The organism is Porphyrobacter sp. THAI-01a (assembly GCF_056868655.1).
The window spans coordinates 649919-669644 of sequence record NZ_CP180579.1; the positions used below are offsets into that span (position 1 = coordinate 649919).

Genomic DNA, 19726 nt, shown 5'->3' on the forward strand with positions numbered 1-19726 from the left:
CACCCGTGTGAAGGGAGCCAGCCAAATCAGATAGCCAGATGTTTTCTTTGCAGAATCAGCCTTCTGTACGGGGCTGACTGTACGCGATTTGTACGAGCGGGCACTTTGAGGCCATCGGAAAAGCGCATGTCTGGTCGGAATTGCCGGGTTGGAAAGCCAGTAGGCAGGCCGCCAGACCGCCTACGAAAAACCGCCGGAAGGGCTGGCACCCTTCACAGCGGTCATTTCAATAGCGTTGCGGCTATTTCTCTCACTTACGCGACCGAAGAATCGGGTGCAAGGACAAACCTTGCGGGAGGTGCAAAATGAGCGCCTCCTTGGCCCATGGTGGCCTGCCACCCGGCGTTACCCACTTCAGTCTCGCTGATCTCATCGAGAAGATCGCGTCGGGGTCTTGTCGCGAGGAACGCCTGTCGGCGACTGCGGTGCGCGTCCTGAAGCACTACCTGCTCGGCTGCCGGTCGTCCGACTTTGAGCCTGGCAAGATTTGCGGGGTGTGGGAGCAACCGCAGACGACGGCACAGACGCTGCGCATTTCGACGAAGGTCCTGCACAACGCCGAAGCCGAGTTGGAGCGCGGCGGATTCATTGAGCGGACCCATGTTCTCCATGCGCGCCGCACGGGTCAGCGCCGTGACGGCGCGATCGTCACCCTTGCGGGGATCAGTCTGCGACCGATCATCGATGGCTACCATCGGTGGACGGCGCGGCATGAGGCCATGGAACTGCAAAGAGATGCAGTTGCCGCCCTGCGCCACGAGGTGGTTATGCTCGCTCGCCAGATAAGGGCAACCGAGGCGGCGGAGACCGTAGAGAAGGCCGAACGGATCCTGCCCAGGGGCCGCGTGTCCCGCATCGAGTCCATCGAGAAGCTGGAGGCCCTGAAAGCGTCGCTGGAGGCGCTGCTGGTGCAGCTGGATCTTCCGTCTGGTGACACGAAATCTTCCGTCCGGACGGAAGAAATCTTCGCACCCAATATACCTATCCAAGACTCATCGAAACACTGTATCCGCGCGCCCGCCGCGCGGCGCGACGCTAATGAGTCAGCCGAGATCACGCCGGCAATGGCCGCAAGCCTTGCGAGCGAGGATTATCGGGTTCTGCTGCCATCCGTGCGGCCACCGGGCTGGCCAGACATTGTCAACGCGTCGGCCATCGCGTGCCTGTGGCATGGCATCTCACAGCCGATCTGGGCAGAGGCCTGCGAAAGGCTGGGGCGCGAGCGAGCAGCGCTTTCGGTGCTCGTCATCGACCGTAACGCGCGGCTTCCGGCAGAGCACCGATACCGGGCCCGATCAGGCAGGAAATGTCTGGCCGGGCTGATGCGCAAAACCTGGAGCCTCGCTCCCATGATCGAGGCTGCAAAGGGCTTTGCGGGAGGGAGCATGCCTGACCGTCCGTTCGAAGTCGCTCCATCCCGCCAGCACGCCGGGCAGAGCTTCGCGATGGCCTGTCAGGCGGCTCTCCGGACCTTTGCCGGAGAAGATCGCGGACATCGCATGAGGGGTGCCGAGCAATGACCAGGTGCCGCGTCTCAGCATATCGCTGTCCCCGCCGGGGCGGTCTCAACAGGAATTCCAGACCATTATGGAATTCGGAAATCAGGACGGCACAAGGGCTCGGCGGGGAAAATAGAATTACACACTCCACGCTACGTGGCGGTGTGGTCTGGGCGGGCAAAGACCCGCAGAAATCCGCCATTCTAGGCTCTAGACGGGGTCATAATCGCGCCGGGAAAGCTCCCCCAGCAGCACAATCGGTCTATAGCCAGTCTATAGAACCGCCATATTTCAACAGGTTGATTTCTAGACGGACGCCTCTTGCCTCTGTCATCAAAGGAGGTTCCAGTGGCCAAGCTTGAACAGCTCAACACCAGCGTCTCATCTGACATCTACACCCGGTTCAGCGCCATCGCGGCCGAACGGAGTCTGTCGAACGCGGCCCTGCTCAGGGATCTGGCCGTCGAATTCATTGAGGCCGCCGATGCTGGCCGTGCCCTGTTCCAGAAGGAGGCTGCACCGCGCCTCGACACCACAGTCAGCTTTCTTGTTCATGAGCTGCGTGACCTCGTGGTCGAGCTCGACCGGGCGCAGAACGAGAACGCTCGGCTGTTCGGGAAGCTCGTGGCGGACTGGAATGGCGGCGAAGCAGCTAGCCAACGTGCCCATGAGAACATTGCCAACCAAATCCGGCAACGCAACTCCGAGGCTTACTCGGCCTTCTACAAGCAGGTCGAGAAGCTGCTTGCCGGTTTCGAAACGCTGGAGCCCAGGCTCATCGAGGCGCTTGATCCACGCCTCGCGCAAATTTCCGAGCAGTTGGCACAATCGATCAAGCTGGCAGGTGAGCCGCGCCAGATTCGCGCAGTCTACCTCGGCGATGATCGCATGCTGTCGCTCAGGTTTCTGTCAGCGTGCGGAGGCTTGGTGATTGTCTTCGGTTTCCTTGTCGGCCTCATGGCACCGAACTTGTGGGACAGCTGGTCTTTGTCGCAGGCTGCCAGGCTGATCGATAGCCCGGCAGAGATGTGTCGCCTGATCGAAGCGGAATACGCCACCACCGATTGCACCGTTCCCCAGCAGGAGCGCGATCTCGGGCTGCGCGTCATCGCCCACGAGGACCGGCGATGATTACGCTCGCCTCGGTCGGCTCAGCCTCATCGGCGGCGGAGTATTACTCGGCCGACAACTACTACACCGCCGACCAGACACAGGATGCAAGCTCGTGGTTCGGTAAGGGCGCCGAGGTACTAGGTCTGTCAGGCAAGGTCGAGGAAGCGGCCTTCGTCGCCGTGTTCGAGGGCAGGCTTCCCGATGGGTCAGTGATTGCCGGGAAGGACGGCGTGCACCGCCCCGGTGTCGACCTCACCTTCTCGGCGTCGAAGTCCGTGTCGCTGGTGGCGATGCTCGGCGGCGACAAGCGTCTGGTAGAAGCCTTGAAGGACTCCGTGGCAGCAACCCTGCGTTGGGCGGAGAAGAACGTTGTCGAAGCTCGGGTCTGGGATGCGGCGCAAGGGCGACAAGTGCCCGAACTCACCGGCAATCTCATCGCCGCGACCTTCCTCCATGACGTGAACCGGAATGGCGAGCCGCAGCTACACATCCACGCCGTCATCGCCAACGCGACCAAAGCCTCGGATGGCAAATGGCATGCGGTGCGAAATGACGAGCTCTACCGCGCGCAGCACGTGTTGTCGGCAGTCCACAATGCCGAACTGCGCAACCGCGTCGAAGCCTTGGGCTACGAAACCGTGCCTGCCCGCAATGCCGTTGATGGCGCGTTCGAGATCAAGGGCGTGACCCGGGATGCGGTCGAAGCGTTCTCGACCCGCCGCGCCGAGATCCTTGCCGAGCTGGCCAAGGAAGACCGAGGCAGTGCGCGCGAGCGCGAGCTGGCGGCGCTATCGACACGGCGCGGGAAGGAGCTGGAGCCCGATGCGGCGCGGCAGGTCGCCGCGTGGAAAGAGACCGCCCGCGCCGTCGGCTTCGACCCGTCGCGCCTGATCGAACATGCCATGGCCCGAGCAGCGGGTGCGCAGACGGTCTGGTCGCGTGCCGTCGACGGCCTTCGCGGCATCGGCGAGCGCGGCATGGCAGTCGCCAGTGCGATGGGCCTCACCCCGCGTGATGGTGACCCGCTGGTGCCAGAGCGCCTTGGGCGGCTCGAGCCCAAGGCTTTTGCCGCGGCGCAGGCAGTGGCGTCGGCGGCACGGGAGCTGGGCGAGCGCGAGGCGGCGTTCTCCCGCAATGACCTGATCCGCACCGCGCTTGAACGGCAGGGGCCAGTCACCGTCACCATGATCGAAGCCCGGATCGATCTGTTGCAGCAGCGCGGCTTGCTGATCGGCAGCGGTCCGGCGGATCGCGACCGGATGCTCACCACCGAACAGGCGCTGGCCATGGAGACTAAGGTCATTGCCCTGGCGCAGGCGGGCAAGGACAGCGTTCAGCCCATCGCAGACAAGGACGGCATCGTTGCGCGACTGCAGGAGCAAGCGCGGGCCATCGGCCTTCGCCGCCTCAATGCCGGGCAGGAGCAGGCGGGCGTTGCGATCCTCACGTCCAAAGACCGCGTGCATCTGGTTCAGGGCGGCGCGGGTGCGGGGAAGTCGGCGGCGCTGGCTCCGGTCGCAGCCATTGCGCGGGAGGAGGGGCGGCAGGTTGTGGCGCTGTCCCACGTGGGGCGCATCGCGCGGGAGTTTGGGGAGAAGACCGCAAGTCCGGCATCAACCGTGGATGGGTTTTTGGCACGCTATGGTCGTGTCATCGATGGCAGTGCCAACGCGGAAAAGGTGGCAACGGCAAGGGCGGAGCTGTCCGGTGCGCTGTTGATGGTAGATGAGGCGAGTCAAATCGGCACGGACCGGCTCGCGCGGCTGATCGCCCTCGCCAACCAGATGGACGTGGGCAGGCTAGTGCTCGCCGGCGACATCAAGCAGCTTCCGGCCATCGAGGCGGGCAAGCCCTTCGCGCAGTTGCAGCAGCAGGATCTCAGGCAAAGCCAGATCACCGAGAACCTGCGGGCGCAGACCCCGCAAATGGTCGCGATCAACCGCGCGCTCGAACAGGGCGATGTGGGCGAAGCCTTCGCTGTCCTAAAGCCTGCCACAACCGAGGTGGCTTCAGGCAAGATCCCCGATGCCGCCGCTGCCATGTGGGCCAACCTCCCCAGGGAAGAGCGTGACAATACCATGCTGCTCGCTGCCGGGCGCGCTATGCGCAGCGCGGGCAATGCCGCCGCGCAAGACGCGCTGATTGAACGCGGCGAAGTGGGCGCGCGCGGGTTGTCGCTGGAGGTGCTCGACCGGGTCACCATCACCCGCGAGGGCGCGCGTCAATTGAAAGGCTATCAGGACGGGCGCGTCGTCGCCATCGAGACGAACCTGCGCGCACAGGGCTTTTCCCGCGGCGAACGCGGCACGGTGATCGGCGTCAAGGATGGCAAGGTCGAACTCGCCATGCCCGACGGCGAGATCCGCCGCTTCGATCCCGCCCGCTTGCCGCGGAACCTCAAGCACGACGCGGTCACCATCTTCGAGCCCAAGCAGATCGACCTGCACGAGGGCGACCGCATCCGCTGGACCACCAAGGACGCAGAGCGCGGGCTGCTCAACGGCGATATCGCCCATGTCGCGCGGATCAACGGCGACACCATCACCGTGAAGGCAGGCAACGGCCAGTTCCACGATCTGCCACGCGGCGATCCCATGCTCGAGCGGCTCGACCTTGCCTACGCCATCAACGTTCACGTCGCGCAAGGAATGACGGCCAAAGACGGCATCATCATGATGTCTGAGCGCGAGCGGATGCTCAACACCTCGGCCTCCTTCCTGGTCGCCGTGACCCGGATCGCGGAGAACGCGACGCTGGTGACCGACAATCCCTCGCGCGTCGAGCGGCAGGTCGAGGCGCGCTCTGGCGAAAAAAGCAGCGCGATCGAGACCGCCCGGGCAAATGGCCACGCTCTCCCCTCCCCGACGGAGAAGAAGGACCGTGAACTGGCCTTGGAGCGGACACCCGAGCGCAGCGAACCGGGGCGCGGATCCAGCGGGCCAGATCTGTCGCGCGATCGCGATTACGACTTCGGGATGTGACCGCCATGATGCCCCCGGATCCCTACGCCCGCACGTATCGCACACTCGCACAGCCTCACATGCCCACATGTGAACATGAGGACCACCGCACATGACCACGCCTTCACATCCTCACACCAGCCCTATGACGCGGACGGTCGCGATCATCAGCCAGAAGGGCGGTGCGGGTAAGACCACGCTGACGATCCATCTTGCCGCAGCGGCAACCCGGGCTGGGCGCATCAGCCTGCTAATCGACACCGACCCGCAGGCCAGCGCCTCGCAATGGGCTGAGTGGCGGCAAGGCGCGCCGCCGGAGGTGATCGACAGCGCCCCGCCGCGTATCCCGGCGAAGATCGCTGCCGCCGCCGCGCAGGGCGCAGAACTGATCGTAATCGATACGCCGCCGCATGCCGATCTTGCCGCCAGCAAGGCGGCCGAGTGCGCCGATCTGGTGCTCATCCCGTGCCGCCCCAGCGCCTTCGACCTCGCCGCGATGCGCACGACTATCCGCCTGGTCGAGCTGCTGGCGCGCCCCGCCTTCGTCGTGTTCACCGCCGGGCCGCCCCATGCCCCGCACATCTATGCCGACGCTCGCGAGCTGGTGGCAGGCTTTGGCGGCCAGACCTGCCCCATCATCCTGCCGGACCGCGCTGCCTATCGTCATGCGGTCGCAGCCGGGCAGACCGTGTTCGAGCTCGATCCGGGCGGCAAGGCAGCCAGCGAGATCGAACAGCTGCACATGTGGGCATGTGAACAGCTTCACATGTCCACACGCTCACTGTCTCAGGCCCACGAGAGGAAATCAGCATGAACCGCTTCGCCAATCTTGCCGACCGCACGCCCAAGGATGAGGCAAAGGCCACCGCACCCGCCTCGCCATCACCCGTCGTCCAGATTCCGACCCCGCCGAGCCGAGTCGGCCGCAAGGCAATCTCCGGCTACTTCGCGCCTGAGCTGTCGCTGGCGCTCCACACCTGCGCCCGGCGTCATGGCCTTAGCCTCCAGGACCTGATGGCCGAAGCCTTCGACGACGTCCTGCGCAAATATGGCGAGAGCCCCATTGGCCGCTAGTCGACCCGAGGGAACAAGAGAAAAGGCAGGATTTTGAGGGGTATGAGTTGAAGTGAGAATGTGAGACTATGCCCATGTGAACGTGTGAACATGTGGGCACCACCCCAAGGGCCTGTGCACCGACAGCCCTTCAATGACAGGAGATACCCATGCGACTGTTCCAATGGCTGACCGGCTTGTTCACCAGCTCGAGCAACCCGCCAGGCGCCCCCATCGACGAGGGGCCCAGAATCAACCCCGCCACCGGTCTTCCCATGATCACCCCCGGCATCGGCGGTGTTGATGTCGGCGGCAACCCCTTCGGCGTGAATCTGGACCGCCGGGACGACCACCACGTCCACCACAACCACCACGACCATCATCACCGTCATGACCATCACCACCATGATTTTGGGTCGACCGGCAGCAGCTTCGATCATTGGTCGGGCACCAGCGCGGGCGGGTTCGATCATTCGCGGAGCGATTGATGTCCGTCGCTCCCCAGTGCGCATGAACAGCACCGCCTCCCTGATGCTTCAAACGAGGAAATCACCATGACCGACAATCCGTCCGCAAATGCCCAGCCTATCGCTGAATTGCCGCACCCAGGTCCCATCAGCCGTGCTCGGTTCTTCGCAAGCTGCCACCCGATCGCGGTCGCAGTGCCTCTGGCCATCATCATCGCATTCGGGATCGCAACCCTCGCCGCTTTCGTGCTCGACGTCGCGCCCGAACGCTGGGAGGTGTTCATCCCTGGTCTCGCTGCGATCAGCCTGACCGCTATTGGTGTAGCCATCTTCCCACTTGTCGCGCGCATGCACAGCATTGCCAGCGGCCGCGATATCGCTGCAGCCTTGGTCGCTGCAACCGACCGGGAACGGCCACAGTTGCTCGATAAGGTCGAGGGACGGCTCTCCAACCGCTATTGGCGCGCGCCGATGACCGTATTCCAGCTTGCCATGATGTTCCGCGAGGTGAGGAAGCTCCATGGGGAGCGCGCTTATCGCAAGCAGCTGCGGGAACAAGCAGCACGGGCCGAGCAGAACAGGTCGCTCGCGCAGCTGTCACTGGTTCAGTGATTTAGGCTGGGAGGCGCGGCGCATTTCACAAACTGCTGGCGCGTTCTAAAAGTCTTATGTCTGTCTAGCTATTTCGCTAGAACTGTATAAAAGTCTTAGGCATGGATCCCCGACGTAACCCATTTGCCCCTGGTGCCGGCAGTCGTCCGCCGGAACTTGCAGGCCGTGACGCGATCATGGAGGACGTCGCTATCGCGCTCCACCGCATCGCCCATGGCCGCCACGCGCAGAGCGTCATCCTGATGGGCCTGCGCGGCGTGGGCAAGACCGTTCTGCTCAACGAACTGCGCCGCACGGCTGAGGGGGAGGGGATCGTTGCGGTGCCGATCGAAGCGCCCGAGGGTCAATCCCTGCCGTCATTGATCGTGCCTGCCCTTCGCACCGCGCTGCTCCGGCTCGATCGGGGGCAGGCGGCGATGACCCTGGCGAAGCGCGGGCTCGGCGCGCTGGCGCGGTTCGTGAAGGCGTTCAAACTCAGCTATGGCGAACTGGAGGCATCGCTCGATCTGGGTGAACCGGGGGTCGCCGACAATGGCGACCTTGAAGCGGATCTCATCGACCTGATCGACGTGGCCGGGGCTGCGGCGGGGGAGCGCGGCACGGCGTTGGTGCTGTTCATCGATGAATTGCAATATGTCCCCGAGCGCGAATTGGCGGCGCTGATTACCGCGCTCCACAGGGCGCGGCAGAATGATCGTCCGATCACGCTGGTGGGGGCAGGCCTGCCGCAACTCGCCGGGCAGATGGGCCGGGCCAAGAGCTATGCCGAGCGCCTGTTCGTGTTCGCTCAGATCGGCCCGCTTCCACCCGATGCTGCCCGCGCGGCCCTTGCCAACCCGATCAAAGCCGAAGATTGCGACATTACGGACGACGCTGTCGACCAGGTCTTGTCGGTGACGCGCGGCTATCCCTATTTCCTGCAGGAGTGGGGCAAGCAGTGCTGGGACGCGGCCACGGCCTGCCCGATTACCGCAGCTGACGTCGCCATCGCCAGCCCAGCCGCGATTGCTGCGCTCGATGCGAGCTTCTTCCGGGTGAGATTCGACCGCCTGACCCCTTCGGAGAAACGCTACCTGCGCGGCATGGCGGCGCTGGGGGAGGGGCCCTACATCTCCAGCGCCATCGCTGAGCACCTCGGCAAGAAGCCCAACGCCTTCGGACCGGTGCGCGCCTCGCTGATCGCCAAGGGCATGATCTATACTCCTGGCTATGGCGAAACGGATTTCACCGTGCCGCTGTTCGACGCCTTCATGCGGCGAGCGATCCCGGTCGAGGAATAGGCGGCGAGAAGGTTCGGCCGACCGGCGTCGTCCGTAGGGATGTCTGGGCGTTCCATCCCCTCGTTCCGCGCGAGCTCCACCGCTTGCAATCCCGTTATTCGTACCCGCGAAAGCCTCACAAGCGGAGGGATTTGAGACGGATGGCGTCTTGCCCGATTGCCCCATTGAATTAGGCACTTGTGCACGTGCTGCTTCGGCTCGGCTTGAAGCCCCGGCACATTTCTGCGCCCCCTTGGTGTCAGAGAGCCGGACCGGATCTGAAGGGAGGGCTGAATGGCCGAAAACGTCTCAATGATCGGACGCACACCCGCGTATCAAAGGTCGATGTCAGTCAAGACTATCACCTGCAGTATGATGCGCTCATCGCCGCAGGCGTTGACCCCAAGCGGATCGATAAGGACAGCATCTCGGGTAAGGGCATTTTAGCTGAAGAATTAGATCGTATTGGGGGCAAGAGCCCCCAATACGATTATCGCTTTCTCGCCGAACGAAGGACGATGAAAGGCCCCCCGGCTTTTCGCGCAATTGGCAGGAGCTTCAGGCGCAGTCCCACCGCCTGTGCGTCAATAACTCCTCGCCCTGAGGCTCCAGTTGCGAGTTGGGTCAATTCAACACATGAGAGGAGATCATCCCCCAAACTTGAAAGTGGCCCGCAGCCAAATCTCACGGCCACGGCTTGTAACCGCAACCGTGTCTGCGAGTAACGTCCCCGTACCGCCCGGAGAACTGCCGGAGAACGGGTTGCCAGCAGATCTCGTGAAATAGCGTTCGTTTGTCAGGTTTCGACCGAGAAGCGAAAACTCCCATTTCTCATCGGCCGCCTTGAGTGACACACCTGCATCAAGGATCTGATAAGCGGGCTGCCTACCACCGGGCGAACTGATCACGTCAGTGAAGAAGCTATCAGTAAAGAAGAAATTACTCAGAACTTCAATTCTCTTTCCGGAAAACTCTGGGCTTTTGTAATTAAATCCGACTGAACCGGACCAGTCAGGCGCACGAACAAGCTCTGTTCCTGAAATATCGGTTAGCAATGCCGACTGACCGGTAAAGCGATTGATCTGGGTTCGGCATTGAGGTGCCGGAAGGCCCGGATAGCAGATGCTTTGATAATCCGTATATTTCCCATCCAGGTAGGAAATAGCGCCATTTATCGTCAATCCTTCAAGAGGAGTGCGATAGGTGAAGTCAAATTCCGCACCGCGCGTTCTCACAGCGCCTGCGTTGCGCAGTTCCTGCCTGATGCCGACCAGCACAGCGACTTGCAGGCCTGTCGTATCGTAATCGAAAACGGCGAAATTAGTGGTAAGGTCGCCATTGAGCAGCGAAGCTTTAACACCGCCCTCGAAGCCCGAAATCAACTGCTGATCATAACGCGGATCAATCAGACTTACGAGATTGCCTTGCGCATTAGGCGTTGTGGTCGTTGCGGGGTTGGTAGCGTTGAAGCCCCCGGACAGGAAGCCTTCCTTGTAGGAGCCATAGATGGTGATGTTGTTTGATGGACGATAACTCAAGGTTGCTTCGGGCGACAGATTGTTGAAGCTCACCTCACGGGGGCCCTCAACTGACAGGCGATTTTGGAAATTCGACGAAAGCGCAGTTTCGAAGACCGGAAGCTTTTTGCGCTCGTAGGAATATCTCGCACCACCAGAAAGCTCAAGATGCTCTGTCAGATCAACCGTAAACTGGCCAAAAATGGAATATGCGAGCCCGTCCTGAACATATCGGTAGTTGTTCCGCGGGAAGGGGTTGTTTGCGTTAAAGGACACAAGCGCGACGACATCACCCCGCATATCCTGAAATAGTCCGCCCACCATGAAGTTGACGGGGCCACTTAAATCCGAGGTCAGTCGAACTTCTTGAGTGACTTCGCGGATTTTGAGGTCAGCGTATGCAGGCAGGAACGTCTGCGGTGCTACACCCTCGACGAAGTTGGCGGTGAAGCTTCCTACATAGGTATTCCGGGCGTCATAGAAACCAGTAATGGACGACAGTGTGAAGTTTTCGCCCAAGCCATAGTTTAACTCCAGGCCAGCCAAAACCTGCTCGCTTTTCAGGTAGGTTTCCTGAGTAAAGCGACTATCCAGCTGCCCGAACCTTGTTCCAATATTATCGGTTGAAGTTACAAAGTCGTCAGCGCGGCAATTATCAATTGCCCTGAATTCGACAGGCATACCCTGCGGGAAGCCAAGTGGGCAGTCGACGAATTGCAATACGTCGGTCGAACCTGAAAGGTTGGATTTGTTATAAGCAACCTTCAATCTGGCATCGAAATTGTCGCTTGGATTGAAGAGAGCGGTGGCGCGAACGGCAAACTCGTCCCCGTTGGGTGCTCTGCGGTCAAACGGAACGAACACGTTCGTCCCGCTGGTAGGCGCAACATTTCGGACATCGCCCTTCATCTGGCTATAGAACCCAGCCAAACGCAGGCCCAAGGTGTCCGAAACTGGACCGGACACATATCCCTCGGTACGAAATTCATCCGAATTGAACTCGTATCCTGTCGTCAGACCAGCTTCGAAGAAGCCCTTGGGGTCCCGACTCCGCGTCGTAATGATCCCAGCGGGGCTGTTCTTGCCGAAGAAGAGCGCCTGCGGGCCCTTCAAGACTTCTACTTGCGCCACGTCAAACTGACTAAGACGCCGAACAGATGACCGCGCCACAGGGACGCCGTCTGTGTTGAAGGAAACCGCCTGATCGGCGAAGGGGTTTGCATCTACCCCTGAAAGCCCGCGGATCGCTACAATCCCGCCTTGGGGAGAAGATGTCGCCTCACTGGTGATGAGAGTAGGGACAAGCCGGGCAATCGCATCTACCGAGTTGATACCGAGGGATGCCAATTGGCCGCCCGTCACTGCCTGGATGTTGACAGGCGCATTGATGTTGGTCTCTTCCCGGCGCCGTGCGGTGACGATGATTACATTGTCGTCGACAGAAGCGCGGTCCGGCCCTGCTTCAGGACTAGCATTTTCGATCTCTGGCCCGCCCACATTGGCCGCCTGATCCTGAGCATTTGCCGGAGCAACGATCAACGCTCCCGCACTGGCGGATCCCAGGAGAATGGCCCGTGCAAGCCGATTTCGACGATTACTCATTAATCTCTCCCCGTGTTCAAAAGCCACTTCAGGGCCCTTGGGAAGCACGATTCCCGCAATTCTCGATCAAGTCAACCATTGAGAATATTATTCTGTAACGAGAATGGTGGCGCCTCAATGCAGGTTGCGCAAGCATATGGAATTCCTACGAAAGCACGCCGTATCTGGCTCCAGCTCCGCCAAATCCCATCATTTCTGTTAGGCGAATAGCGTTCTTGATAAGGAACGAGGGCGGTGTAATGCATCAGCCAACCAGTCCGCAAACTGGGGCATGTTTGGGAGCGACCCGAATGCTGGACGCGCTGCAAAAGACGTTTTTCGCACGCCGCTGCGTGCCTGCCAGCGCGACTAAAATATCAAAGGTGGGCAATAAGTCCGGCCACCTCCCGTTCTAACTGTGCCACGCTAGATAAATCGACGCTCTACAACTGAAATGACTGATACTTATAGAAGTATTAGGTCTACTAGTTCAATCGGGCCGCGGTGATAAGACTGGAGAAACAATGCAGAGCGAGGTTTTAATGATGTTTGTAAATTGCGCCAGCTACGCGCTAGCGTTTTCTGGTACTACTAATGTGCAGGAAGCTGATTGACGATGGTGGGCGAGCCTCTTCCCCCGCGTACCGGGGAGTACACCTTCATAAGCGTGGAACGCGAAGGCCCACTGACGCTCATTACGCTGGAGCGGCCGGAAAGCCTCAATGCCTTGCACACCGCCGCCCATAACGAACTCGCCGACGTGTTCGATAATTTCGCTGCGGACCCAGACCAATGGGTTGCCATCATCACTGGGTCTGGCCGCGCCTTTTGCGCGGGCAATGATCTCAAGTACCAGGCAGCTGGCGGGACCCTCGATCGCCCACCCAGCGGCTTTGGGGGACTGACAAGCCGGTTCGACCTCAACAAGCCGGTTATCGCAGCGGTCAGCCAAAGCAAGCTGATCATTGCCGATGCGGAACGCTCCAAACGCCTCGGAGCTGCCGGCGTTTCTACCCCGCAATTCGCTATGGAGGACCTTCAGAGCCTGAAAACCGGCGCGTCGCAGGGCTGGTGTGCACAGCGCGTTTCATCGGACGCTGTGGCCATGATCATCTTCACAAGCGGCTCTACCGCCCGCCCCAAGGGGGCCATGATGACCCATGGCAGCTATCTTCTGAAGTTCCTCGAAATGCGCACCCTTGACCCCCAGCTGGGTCCGGATACGCGCGCACTAATGCCATTTGGAATGCACAGCTCGCCAGGGCTGCCTTGGGGCATCATTTTCACGACGGTCCTGGGAGGCACACTGTTTGCCACGCGCAAATATGTCGCCGAGCTGACATTGGAGGTTCTGGAGCAGGAGCGGATCAGTTTCTTCATCGGTGTTCCGATGATCTACGATCAGATATCCAAGCTTCCACACTTCGCATCGGCGGATCTCTCCAGCCTCTCATTTGCCCGCATCGGCGGGGCGAGCGTTTCGCCCGAAATCTTGAAACGTTGGCTCGATCGCGGTGTAGTCGTCCGCCAACTCTACGGCATGACCGAGGTTGGCGGAGGATCGATCGTTGCCTCAAGCGAGGAAGCTCTAGCCAATCCGATGAGCTGCGGCCGCGGACTGGCTTTCTCCCGGTTTCGCATAGTCCGGGACGATGGTAGCGAGTGCGACATCGACGAACCAGGCCATGTGCTTCTCCAAGGCCCGGGGATGATGGCAGGTTATTGGAACGACGAAGAAGCCACGCGTGCAGCAATTGTCGACGGTTGGATGCACACTGGTGATATCGGCGTTCGCGACAAGGACGGTTACTTCACCTTCGTCGACCGGGCGAAGGAAATGATCAAGTCGGGCGGCTTCAATGTGTCGCCCATCGAGATCGAAAGCGTCATATGCACACTTGATGGCGTTGTCGAAGCGGCTGTTTTTGCCGTGCCTGACAGCAAGTTTACCGAAGCGCCTTGCGCCTGCGTCTATGCAGAACGCGCGATCACGCCAGAGGAGATTTATGCGCATTGTGCCTCTCGGCTGGCTGGCTTCAAACTACCGCGATACGTCCTTGCTTTCGATGAGCCCCTGCCGCGACTGGCTAACCAGAAGATTGATCGCCGGGCGCTCAAGGCAGTCTGTGCAGATCCTGGCGCACTCCCACCGCGCATCGAGGCTGTTTCTTCCTGAACAACCCGAGCACGATTGACGATCGTTCGCCCCTCCGATAGCTCTTCGCTATGACAGATGGCAAAGGGGACAAACCAGTCAAGCTGGTCGGGGCTGTTACGCAGGCTTTTCGGATCTTGCGGGTTCTCAGTGACAGCACTGCGCCGCTGGGCGTGAGTTCGATAGCGCGCGCCGCCAAGGTCAACCCGTCGACTGCATTCAATATTCTTCGCACGCTGGTCGCTGAAAACGCCGCGCGCTTCGACGATCTCAGCAAGACCTATACGCTGAGCGATGGTCTGCTCAAATTGTCAAAGCAGCTTCTCGGCCGAAGCCTCGTCGAAGACATCATGGTCGATTTGAACCGCCTCGCTACAGACACTGGTTGTTTGGCGGGAGTTTGGGAGGTCACCCCCGACCGAATGATCTTGATGGAACGCGCGGTAGCCGACCGCCCCATGCGGCTGGACATGGAGGTCAAGCAGCGCATGCCGCTCATGCTCGGCGCCGTGGGACGGGCCTTGGCGGCGCAAAAGAAACTTAGCGAAAGCGAACTCCTCAGCCATTTCGAGCAAGCGCGTTGGGAAGGCCAGATCACCGCAGAGCAATATATTTCGGAGGTGCGTGACGCCGAGCGGCTTGGTTACGGGGTTGACCGTGAAGCGTTATACCCCGGCGTGGTTTCCGTCGCTTCGTTGATCACCGACTATAGTGGCCGGGCGATCTATGGACTTACAGCCAGCGGTTTTACTACCACGATGAGCGAGACCATGACCCGGGAGGTCGGAGAACGTCTTGCAGCGATCGCCCGCGCGCACTCGGGGCGCAAATAACCGGGCGCCAATCCACTCGCCTCCACCTTCATGCCAACATCCTCCGCGCTGCAGAAAATGGTGCACTGCGCGCCTGACTGTCATTTTCCATAACGATAGACATTCGATATGGGAAACGCCCTTCGGCTGTGATAGCCACTCGCGCGCCGGCCCCTTTCTGGCCAAAAAAGCGGAGAGCAATGCATGCGCAAGGCGGTGGACGATATCTTGCCGGACCCTCGGCGCCTTGAGCAATGGCTCCACGATCATGCGCCTTCCGTCGGCGCGCTGATTGCGATCAAGCGGTTCAGCGGGGGCCAATCGAACCCGACATTTGCCCTGACCACCACCCGCGGCAACTTCGTGCTCCGGCGGAAACCAGAGGGCCCGCTGCTAAAGGGCGCCCATGCCATCGAGCGCGAAGTCCGCGTTCAGTCCGCCCTCGGCAATACCGGCTTTCCTGTCCCCGAAATCATCGCCCTGTGCGAAGAACCCGATATCCTTGGGACGCCCTTCTACCTCATGTCCATGGTCGAGGGCCGGATGTTCTGGGATTCGAGCTTTAAGAACGCGGCTCCGGCCGAACGCCCCCTTCTCTTCGACGCAATGGGCGAAACGCTCGCCCGACTTCACACAATCATACCCGAGTCCGTCGGACTTGCCGACTTCGGCCGTCCGGACCGTTACTTGGCACGCCAGATCGAGCGTTGGTCCTCTCAATACAGAGCCGATACCGAAGCAGGCCAAATTGCAGAACTTGATGCGATCGCCGAGTGGCTTCCGCAAGTCGTGCCGCCCGATGAAGGAGGCCGGATCGTCCACGGCGATTTTCGCGTCGACAACCTCATTTTCGCGCCCGACGCGCCGGAGGTGCTGGCAGTGATCGACTGGGAGCTTTCGAGCCTGGGCAATCCCTTGGCCGATTTCGCTTACCATCTCATGATGTACCGCCTGCCGCCGACTTTTCCGGGGGGCCACGCCGCCATCTGCAAGAACGCCCATCGCACCGATCTGCGCGGCGGAATCGTGGTTGCCCGCGATAATAACGATCGCTGCATCGGATGCTGCCCGCACCGTTGTGAGGAACTGCGAGAGGCGGGTTATCGCGCTTTGGGGCGGGTTTGCCCGGTCAAAAACATCGCCGGCGATGATCACGACATCGGGGCGTTCATCATCGATCACCGCGAGGATCTGGACGAGAATGTGGTCATGGTCTTCATCGAGGGACAGGCCATGAAATTGGCGGCCCAGATGCCAGTCGCTGGTGTGCAAGATGCGCATTATTCTGTCCTCGAATCCAAGTGCATATAAAATTTATATAGACGTGCGGTGGCTCGTCAAGTAGGGTTCGGACATGGACGATCCTGCACTCAAGCCAGCAATGCTCGCCCGCCTGGTCTATCTCGACCGGTGCCTGACTTGGCGCGGACAGGTGAATCGCAAGGACCTGATCGAGCGTTTCGGGATCTCGTCTCCGCAAGCGGCAATCGATCTGAGGGAATATCTCGACCGGGTTGCAGAGCCGAAGCCTCGCTACGACACGGTCCGAAAGTGTTATGTTGCCAACCCCCACCATCGCGGCCTGCCTTTTGTGGAGGATGCAGGCTCGCCGGATGAGTTTGTCGGCCATCCCACATCGAGCGGCCTTTCTGTTCTTCCATCACCGGCCCGGCAGTGCCCCCCATTTGTGATGCGTCGCCTATGGCAGGCGGTCGAGCAGCGGCAGAAGATCGAGATCGGCTACGTGTCGATGTCGAGTGGGCTGCGTCAGAACCAATGGATCGCACCGGCGCATTTTGCCTCCGACGGCGAGCGCCTGCACGTTCGGGCGTGGAGTTTCCACCACCGCGAATGGCGCGATTATGTTCCGGTTCGGGTCCATCCCGACAGCACCTTCGATGTGGCACCGGTCGGCGAAGATCTTCCGCGCGATGCTGACTGGGAGGAGTTCGTCGAGATCCGGCTTCGGCCGCTGAGCAGTCTGACGGAAGAACAGCAGGCCGCTGTCCGGTTGGAATATGGGTTCACGCAGGAAGTTCTGAGCTTCGAGGTCCGCAAGTCGCTCGAATTCTATGTCGAGCGACGCTGGGGGCTCAAACAGGCGGGCGCACGATTGGAGCGCTGTTAGCCATCCCGGGCGAGGGGAGTCTGCTGCCACAAGGAAAGGAAATGGCCATGGTTGGAAACACGACCGTTGATCCGCTGGCATGGGCATCGGCGGTGACAAAGCCCGAGATTGACGCTGTCAGGAACCCGCGAACTGGCCATGCGCTCAATGTCCGCCGGTTGATCCGGGCATTCCGGTATGAGCGCGCAATTCTGCTACGCCAAAGACTCAAGGCGCTCGTCAAACGTGACGAAGCACGCCTAGTGTGCGCGACGTGCGGTGTTCCGGTCTATCTGGCTTGCAGCACGACCAAGCGGTTCTTCTTCCGGCATCGCCATGAAGATGGCTCGTGCCCGGCTGTCACGCGGACGGATCTGAGCGAAGCCGATATCAGGGCCATGAAGTACCGCGGCGCCCAGGAGAGCAGCGCGCACAAGCGGGTCAAGGAACTTCTTCTGCGGAGCCTCTCGGCCGATCCACGGTTCAAGGATGTGGCCTCAGAAAGGACCTGGAAAGCAAGCGAAGGTCTCTGCGGCCTCCGCCGACCTGACGTTTCGCCCTGAGCTCGCCGAGCAGGACGAGGGCGCCGAAGCGCGCTTAGCGACCGGTAATGCCGTTGGTGAGATCGCCTGTGCGCTTCACCCTGGCGGCGTGATGGTCGATCCGCCGTCTCTTTCCGAGGCGCTGGCCAAGACTTCCGCGCTCATTGCAGGCGGGCATCCCGGCCCGATCTTCGAGGCGACCTTCGAACATGATGGCGTACTGGTGCGCGTCGATGTCCTAGAGAAGGTCGAAGGTGACGCACCACGAGTTTCTGAGCTGCGACGGCACCGACCCGCGCCGGGCCTGTGCGGAGGCGTTGGTGGAGGATATCCCCGCGGGTGCGACGATCATTGCCTATAATGCGGCCTTCGAGCGCAGCGTGTTGCGCGATCTGGCAGCTTCATTCCCCGATCTCGCTGCGCGCCTCGAAGCGATGGCCGAGGCGACGGTCGATCTGCTGCCCGTAGCCCGCAACAATTGGTACCACCGCGACCAGCGAGGGAGCTGGTCAATCAAGGCGTTGCTCCCGACCATCGCCGCTGAGCTGGATTATGGCGCGCTCGAGGTGAAGGACGGGGGCGATGCGCAGGCGGCGTGGTTCGAGGCCGCGGACCCAGCCTGTGACCCGCTGCGGCGCGAGGCGCTGGAAGAGGCGCTCAGGGCCTATTGCGCCCGTGACACTTGGGCGATGGTCGCCGTCGCACGGGCATTGGCTGGAAGCCAGGCGAACTTGAGTTAGGAACGTATCAAGATCGGGAATACGTCTTCGGCCTTTGGTTCTGGCCAAATGAGGCTCTGCCGGCATTGCCCGCCGGTCAGGCAACCAACCTCATCCGATCGGCGGCTTGCGCGAAGCATTCCAGTGCCGCTTCGATCTCTTCAATTCGGGTGGTCGGCCCCGTACTGAGGCGAACGACTTCGGAGGCGGCAAGTGCGTCCAGCCCCATCGCGCGCAAGACGTGGCTAGGTTCGGGAATTCCAGAAGTGCATGCTGAACCGCGCGCTAACGCGACGTGCGGCTGTACATGAGCAACGAGTCTCTCCGCGTCGAAACCTGGGACTCGGATGCATAGGTTCCCGGGGTGACGGTTCTCAGCACCGCCCACTAGCTTGATTTGAGGAAAAATGCCTAGCAGTCCAGCATACAGGGAATGAGTAAGGTCTGCCCATTTTTCCACTGTATGCTCGTCCGGTAGTAGCCTGCAGGCGTGGCCAAGGCCGGCACAGAGCGGCGTCGGGAGTGTGCCCGCTCGTAGGCCGGCTTCCTGGTCACCTCCATGGATTAGCGGTCTCAGCTGCTGCCTTACTTCGCGGCTGACATAGAGTGCACCGATGCCCTTGGGGCCGAAAGCCTTGTGTCCAGAGACGCTTAGGAGATCGACGCCAAGCTCTAAGACATCGATAGGCATCCAAGAGAGTGCCTGTGCCGCATCCGTGTGCAGAAGTGCTCCTGCGCTGCGGCAAAGCTCAGAAACTCTCTTGATTGGCTGGACCGCACCCATCTCGTTGTTCACGAGCATCACTGAGACGAGGAGTGTCCGATCATCAATCAAGCCTGAAAGCCGGTCTATGTCGATCTGGCCGTTTCGATCGACAGGAGCGATAACGAGCTCAGCACCCTCGGCACACAACTCCCTCGCAGGGGCAAGAACCGCCTTGTGCTCGATCGCGCTTACAATGACCTTCGGTCGCCGCAGTGATGACTGCCTCAATCCTAGTATCGCGAGATTGTTCGCTTCCGTAGCCCCCGATGTGAATACGATCTCGTCGCTATCCGCATTTAGCGCGCTGGCCACGTCGGCGCGACCCGCTTCGATTGCGTCGGCCGCTGACCACCCTGCTGCGTGGTCAGCAGCATGGGGATTGGCATAGTACTCCGCATATAGCGATTGCATCGTGGCGACGACTTCAGGGTGGGTCGGCGTGGATGCCTGATGGTCGAGATAAATCACGCCTACCTCACAGTGTTCGCCATGCGTTCCGGTCGTGCAGATCGCGAAAGACTAGTGACTGGCGATTGTCACCAGTGACTAACCTCGCTATCATCA

General features: G+C 60.9%; 15 protein-coding genes and 2 pseudogenes. 14 read left to right on the forward strand and 3 right to left on the reverse strand.

The annotated features are described in order from the left end of the window. The first annotated feature begins 305 nt into the window (after positions 1 to 305). The 8 genes from ACMX37_RS03160 to ACMX37_RS03195 all read left to right on the forward strand — a co-directional run bounded on the left by ACMX37_RS03160 (position 306) and on the right by ACMX37_RS03195 (position 8984). Complete coding sequence (locus tag ACMX37_RS03160) at positions 306 to 1520, forward strand: helix-turn-helix domain-containing protein (RefSeq protein ID WP_483147502.1); 1215 nt, start codon at positions 306 to 308, stop codon at positions 1518 to 1520. A gap of 327 nt (positions 1521 to 1847) precedes the next feature. Then, positions 1848 to 2630, forward strand: coding sequence for a hypothetical protein (locus ACMX37_RS03165; protein ID WP_483147503.1), 783 nt, complete (start codon positions 1848 to 1850; stop codon positions 2628 to 2630). Then, positions 2627 to 5593 carry a MobF family relaxase gene (gene mobF, locus ACMX37_RS03170; RefSeq protein ID WP_483147504.1) on the forward strand — a complete coding sequence of 989 codons (2967 nt, stop codon included), beginning with the start codon at positions 2627 to 2629 and terminating at the stop codon, positions 5591 to 5593. Before ACMX37_RS03165 ends, mobF begins: the two co-directional genes overlap by 4 nt. Positions 5594 to 5717: 124 nt before the next feature. Next, positions 5718 to 6386 (forward strand): ParA family partition ATPase, encoded by a 669-nt coding sequence (gene parA / locus ACMX37_RS03175; protein ID WP_483147505.1) that lies wholly within the window; start codon positions 5718 to 5720, stop codon positions 6384 to 6386. Beyond that, positions 6383 to 6646, forward strand: coding sequence for a ribbon-helix-helix domain-containing protein (locus ACMX37_RS03180; protein WP_483147506.1), 264 nt, complete (start codon positions 6383 to 6385; stop codon positions 6644 to 6646). Before parA ends, ACMX37_RS03180 begins: the two co-directional genes overlap by 4 nt. A 149-nt stretch (positions 6647 to 6795) precedes the next feature. Next, the gene (locus tag ACMX37_RS03185; protein ID WP_483147507.1) at positions 6796 to 7113 is read left to right on the forward strand and encodes a hypothetical protein; all 318 of its coding nucleotides are present in this window, start codon (positions 6796 to 6798) and stop codon (positions 7111 to 7113) included. Between the two features lie 66 nt (positions 7114 to 7179). After that, positions 7180 to 7704, forward strand: a complete 525-nt coding sequence (locus ACMX37_RS03190) for a hypothetical protein (protein WP_483147508.1) — start codon at positions 7180 to 7182, stop codon at positions 7702 to 7704. A 101-nt stretch (positions 7705 to 7805) separates the two neighbouring features. Beyond that, positions 7806 to 8984: an ATP-binding protein gene (locus ACMX37_RS03195; RefSeq protein ID WP_483147509.1), complete on the forward strand. Its 1179-nt coding sequence runs from the start codon at positions 7806 to 7808 to the stop codon at positions 8982 to 8984. A gap of 626 nt (positions 8985 to 9610) precedes the next feature. Here ACMX37_RS03195 and ACMX37_RS03200 read toward each other — a convergent pair. Beyond that, a complete protein-coding gene (locus ACMX37_RS03200; RefSeq protein WP_483147510.1) occupies positions 9611 to 12082 on the reverse strand; it encodes a TonB-dependent receptor in 2472 nt (823 codons plus the stop codon). Between the two features lie 646 nt (positions 12083 to 12728). Between ACMX37_RS03200 and ACMX37_RS03205 the strand changes: the two genes are divergently transcribed. The 3 genes and pseudogenes from ACMX37_RS03205 to ACMX37_RS03215 all read left to right on the forward strand — a co-directional run. After that, on the forward strand, positions 12729 to 14237 hold the full coding sequence (locus tag ACMX37_RS03205) for an AMP-binding protein (RefSeq protein ID WP_483147511.1): 1509 nt from the start codon (positions 12729 to 12731) through the stop codon (positions 14235 to 14237). Between the two features lie 50 nt (positions 14238 to 14287). Next, positions 14288 to 15049 carry an IclR family transcriptional regulator gene (locus ACMX37_RS03210; RefSeq protein ID WP_483147512.1) on the forward strand — a complete coding sequence of 254 codons (762 nt, stop codon included), beginning with the start codon at positions 14288 to 14290 and terminating at the stop codon, positions 15047 to 15049. 183 nt (positions 15050 to 15232) lie between these two features. Continuing rightward, a pseudogene (locus ACMX37_RS03215) lies at positions 15233 to 15970 on the forward strand (phosphotransferase family protein); the annotation flags it as partial. A gap of 123 nt (positions 15971 to 16093) precedes the next feature. Here the strand turns inward: ACMX37_RS03215 and ACMX37_RS03220 are convergent. Further along, positions 16094 to 16309, reverse strand: a pseudogene (locus ACMX37_RS03220) (metallophosphoesterase family protein); the annotation flags it as partial. Positions 16310 to 16382: 73 nt separating this feature from the next. Here ACMX37_RS03220 and ACMX37_RS03225 point away from each other — a divergent pair. From ACMX37_RS03225 to ACMX37_RS03235, 3 genes are all read left to right on the forward strand, one after another. Further along, on the forward strand, positions 16383 to 17156 hold the full coding sequence (locus ACMX37_RS03225; protein WP_052241830.1) for a BrxR family transcriptional regulator: 774 nt from the start codon (positions 16383 to 16385) through the stop codon (positions 17154 to 17156). A gap of 41 nt (positions 17157 to 17197) precedes the next feature. Then, on the forward strand, positions 17198 to 17698 hold the full coding sequence (locus tag ACMX37_RS03230) for a DUF7830 domain-containing protein (protein ID WP_483147513.1): 501 nt from the start codon (positions 17198 to 17200) through the stop codon (positions 17696 to 17698). Positions 17699 to 17931: 233 nt separating this feature from the next. Continuing rightward, a complete protein-coding gene (locus tag ACMX37_RS03235) occupies positions 17932 to 18417 on the forward strand; it encodes a DUF2779 domain-containing protein (RefSeq protein WP_483147514.1) in 486 nt (161 codons plus the stop codon). Positions 18418 to 18493: 76 nt separating this feature from the next. Here ACMX37_RS03235 and ACMX37_RS03240 read toward each other — a convergent pair whose 3' ends face one another. After that, a complete protein-coding gene (locus ACMX37_RS03240; RefSeq protein WP_483147515.1) occupies positions 18494 to 19630 on the reverse strand; it encodes a cysteine desulfurase family protein in 1137 nt (378 codons plus the stop codon). Between the last annotated feature and the right edge of the window lie 96 nt (positions 19631 to 19726).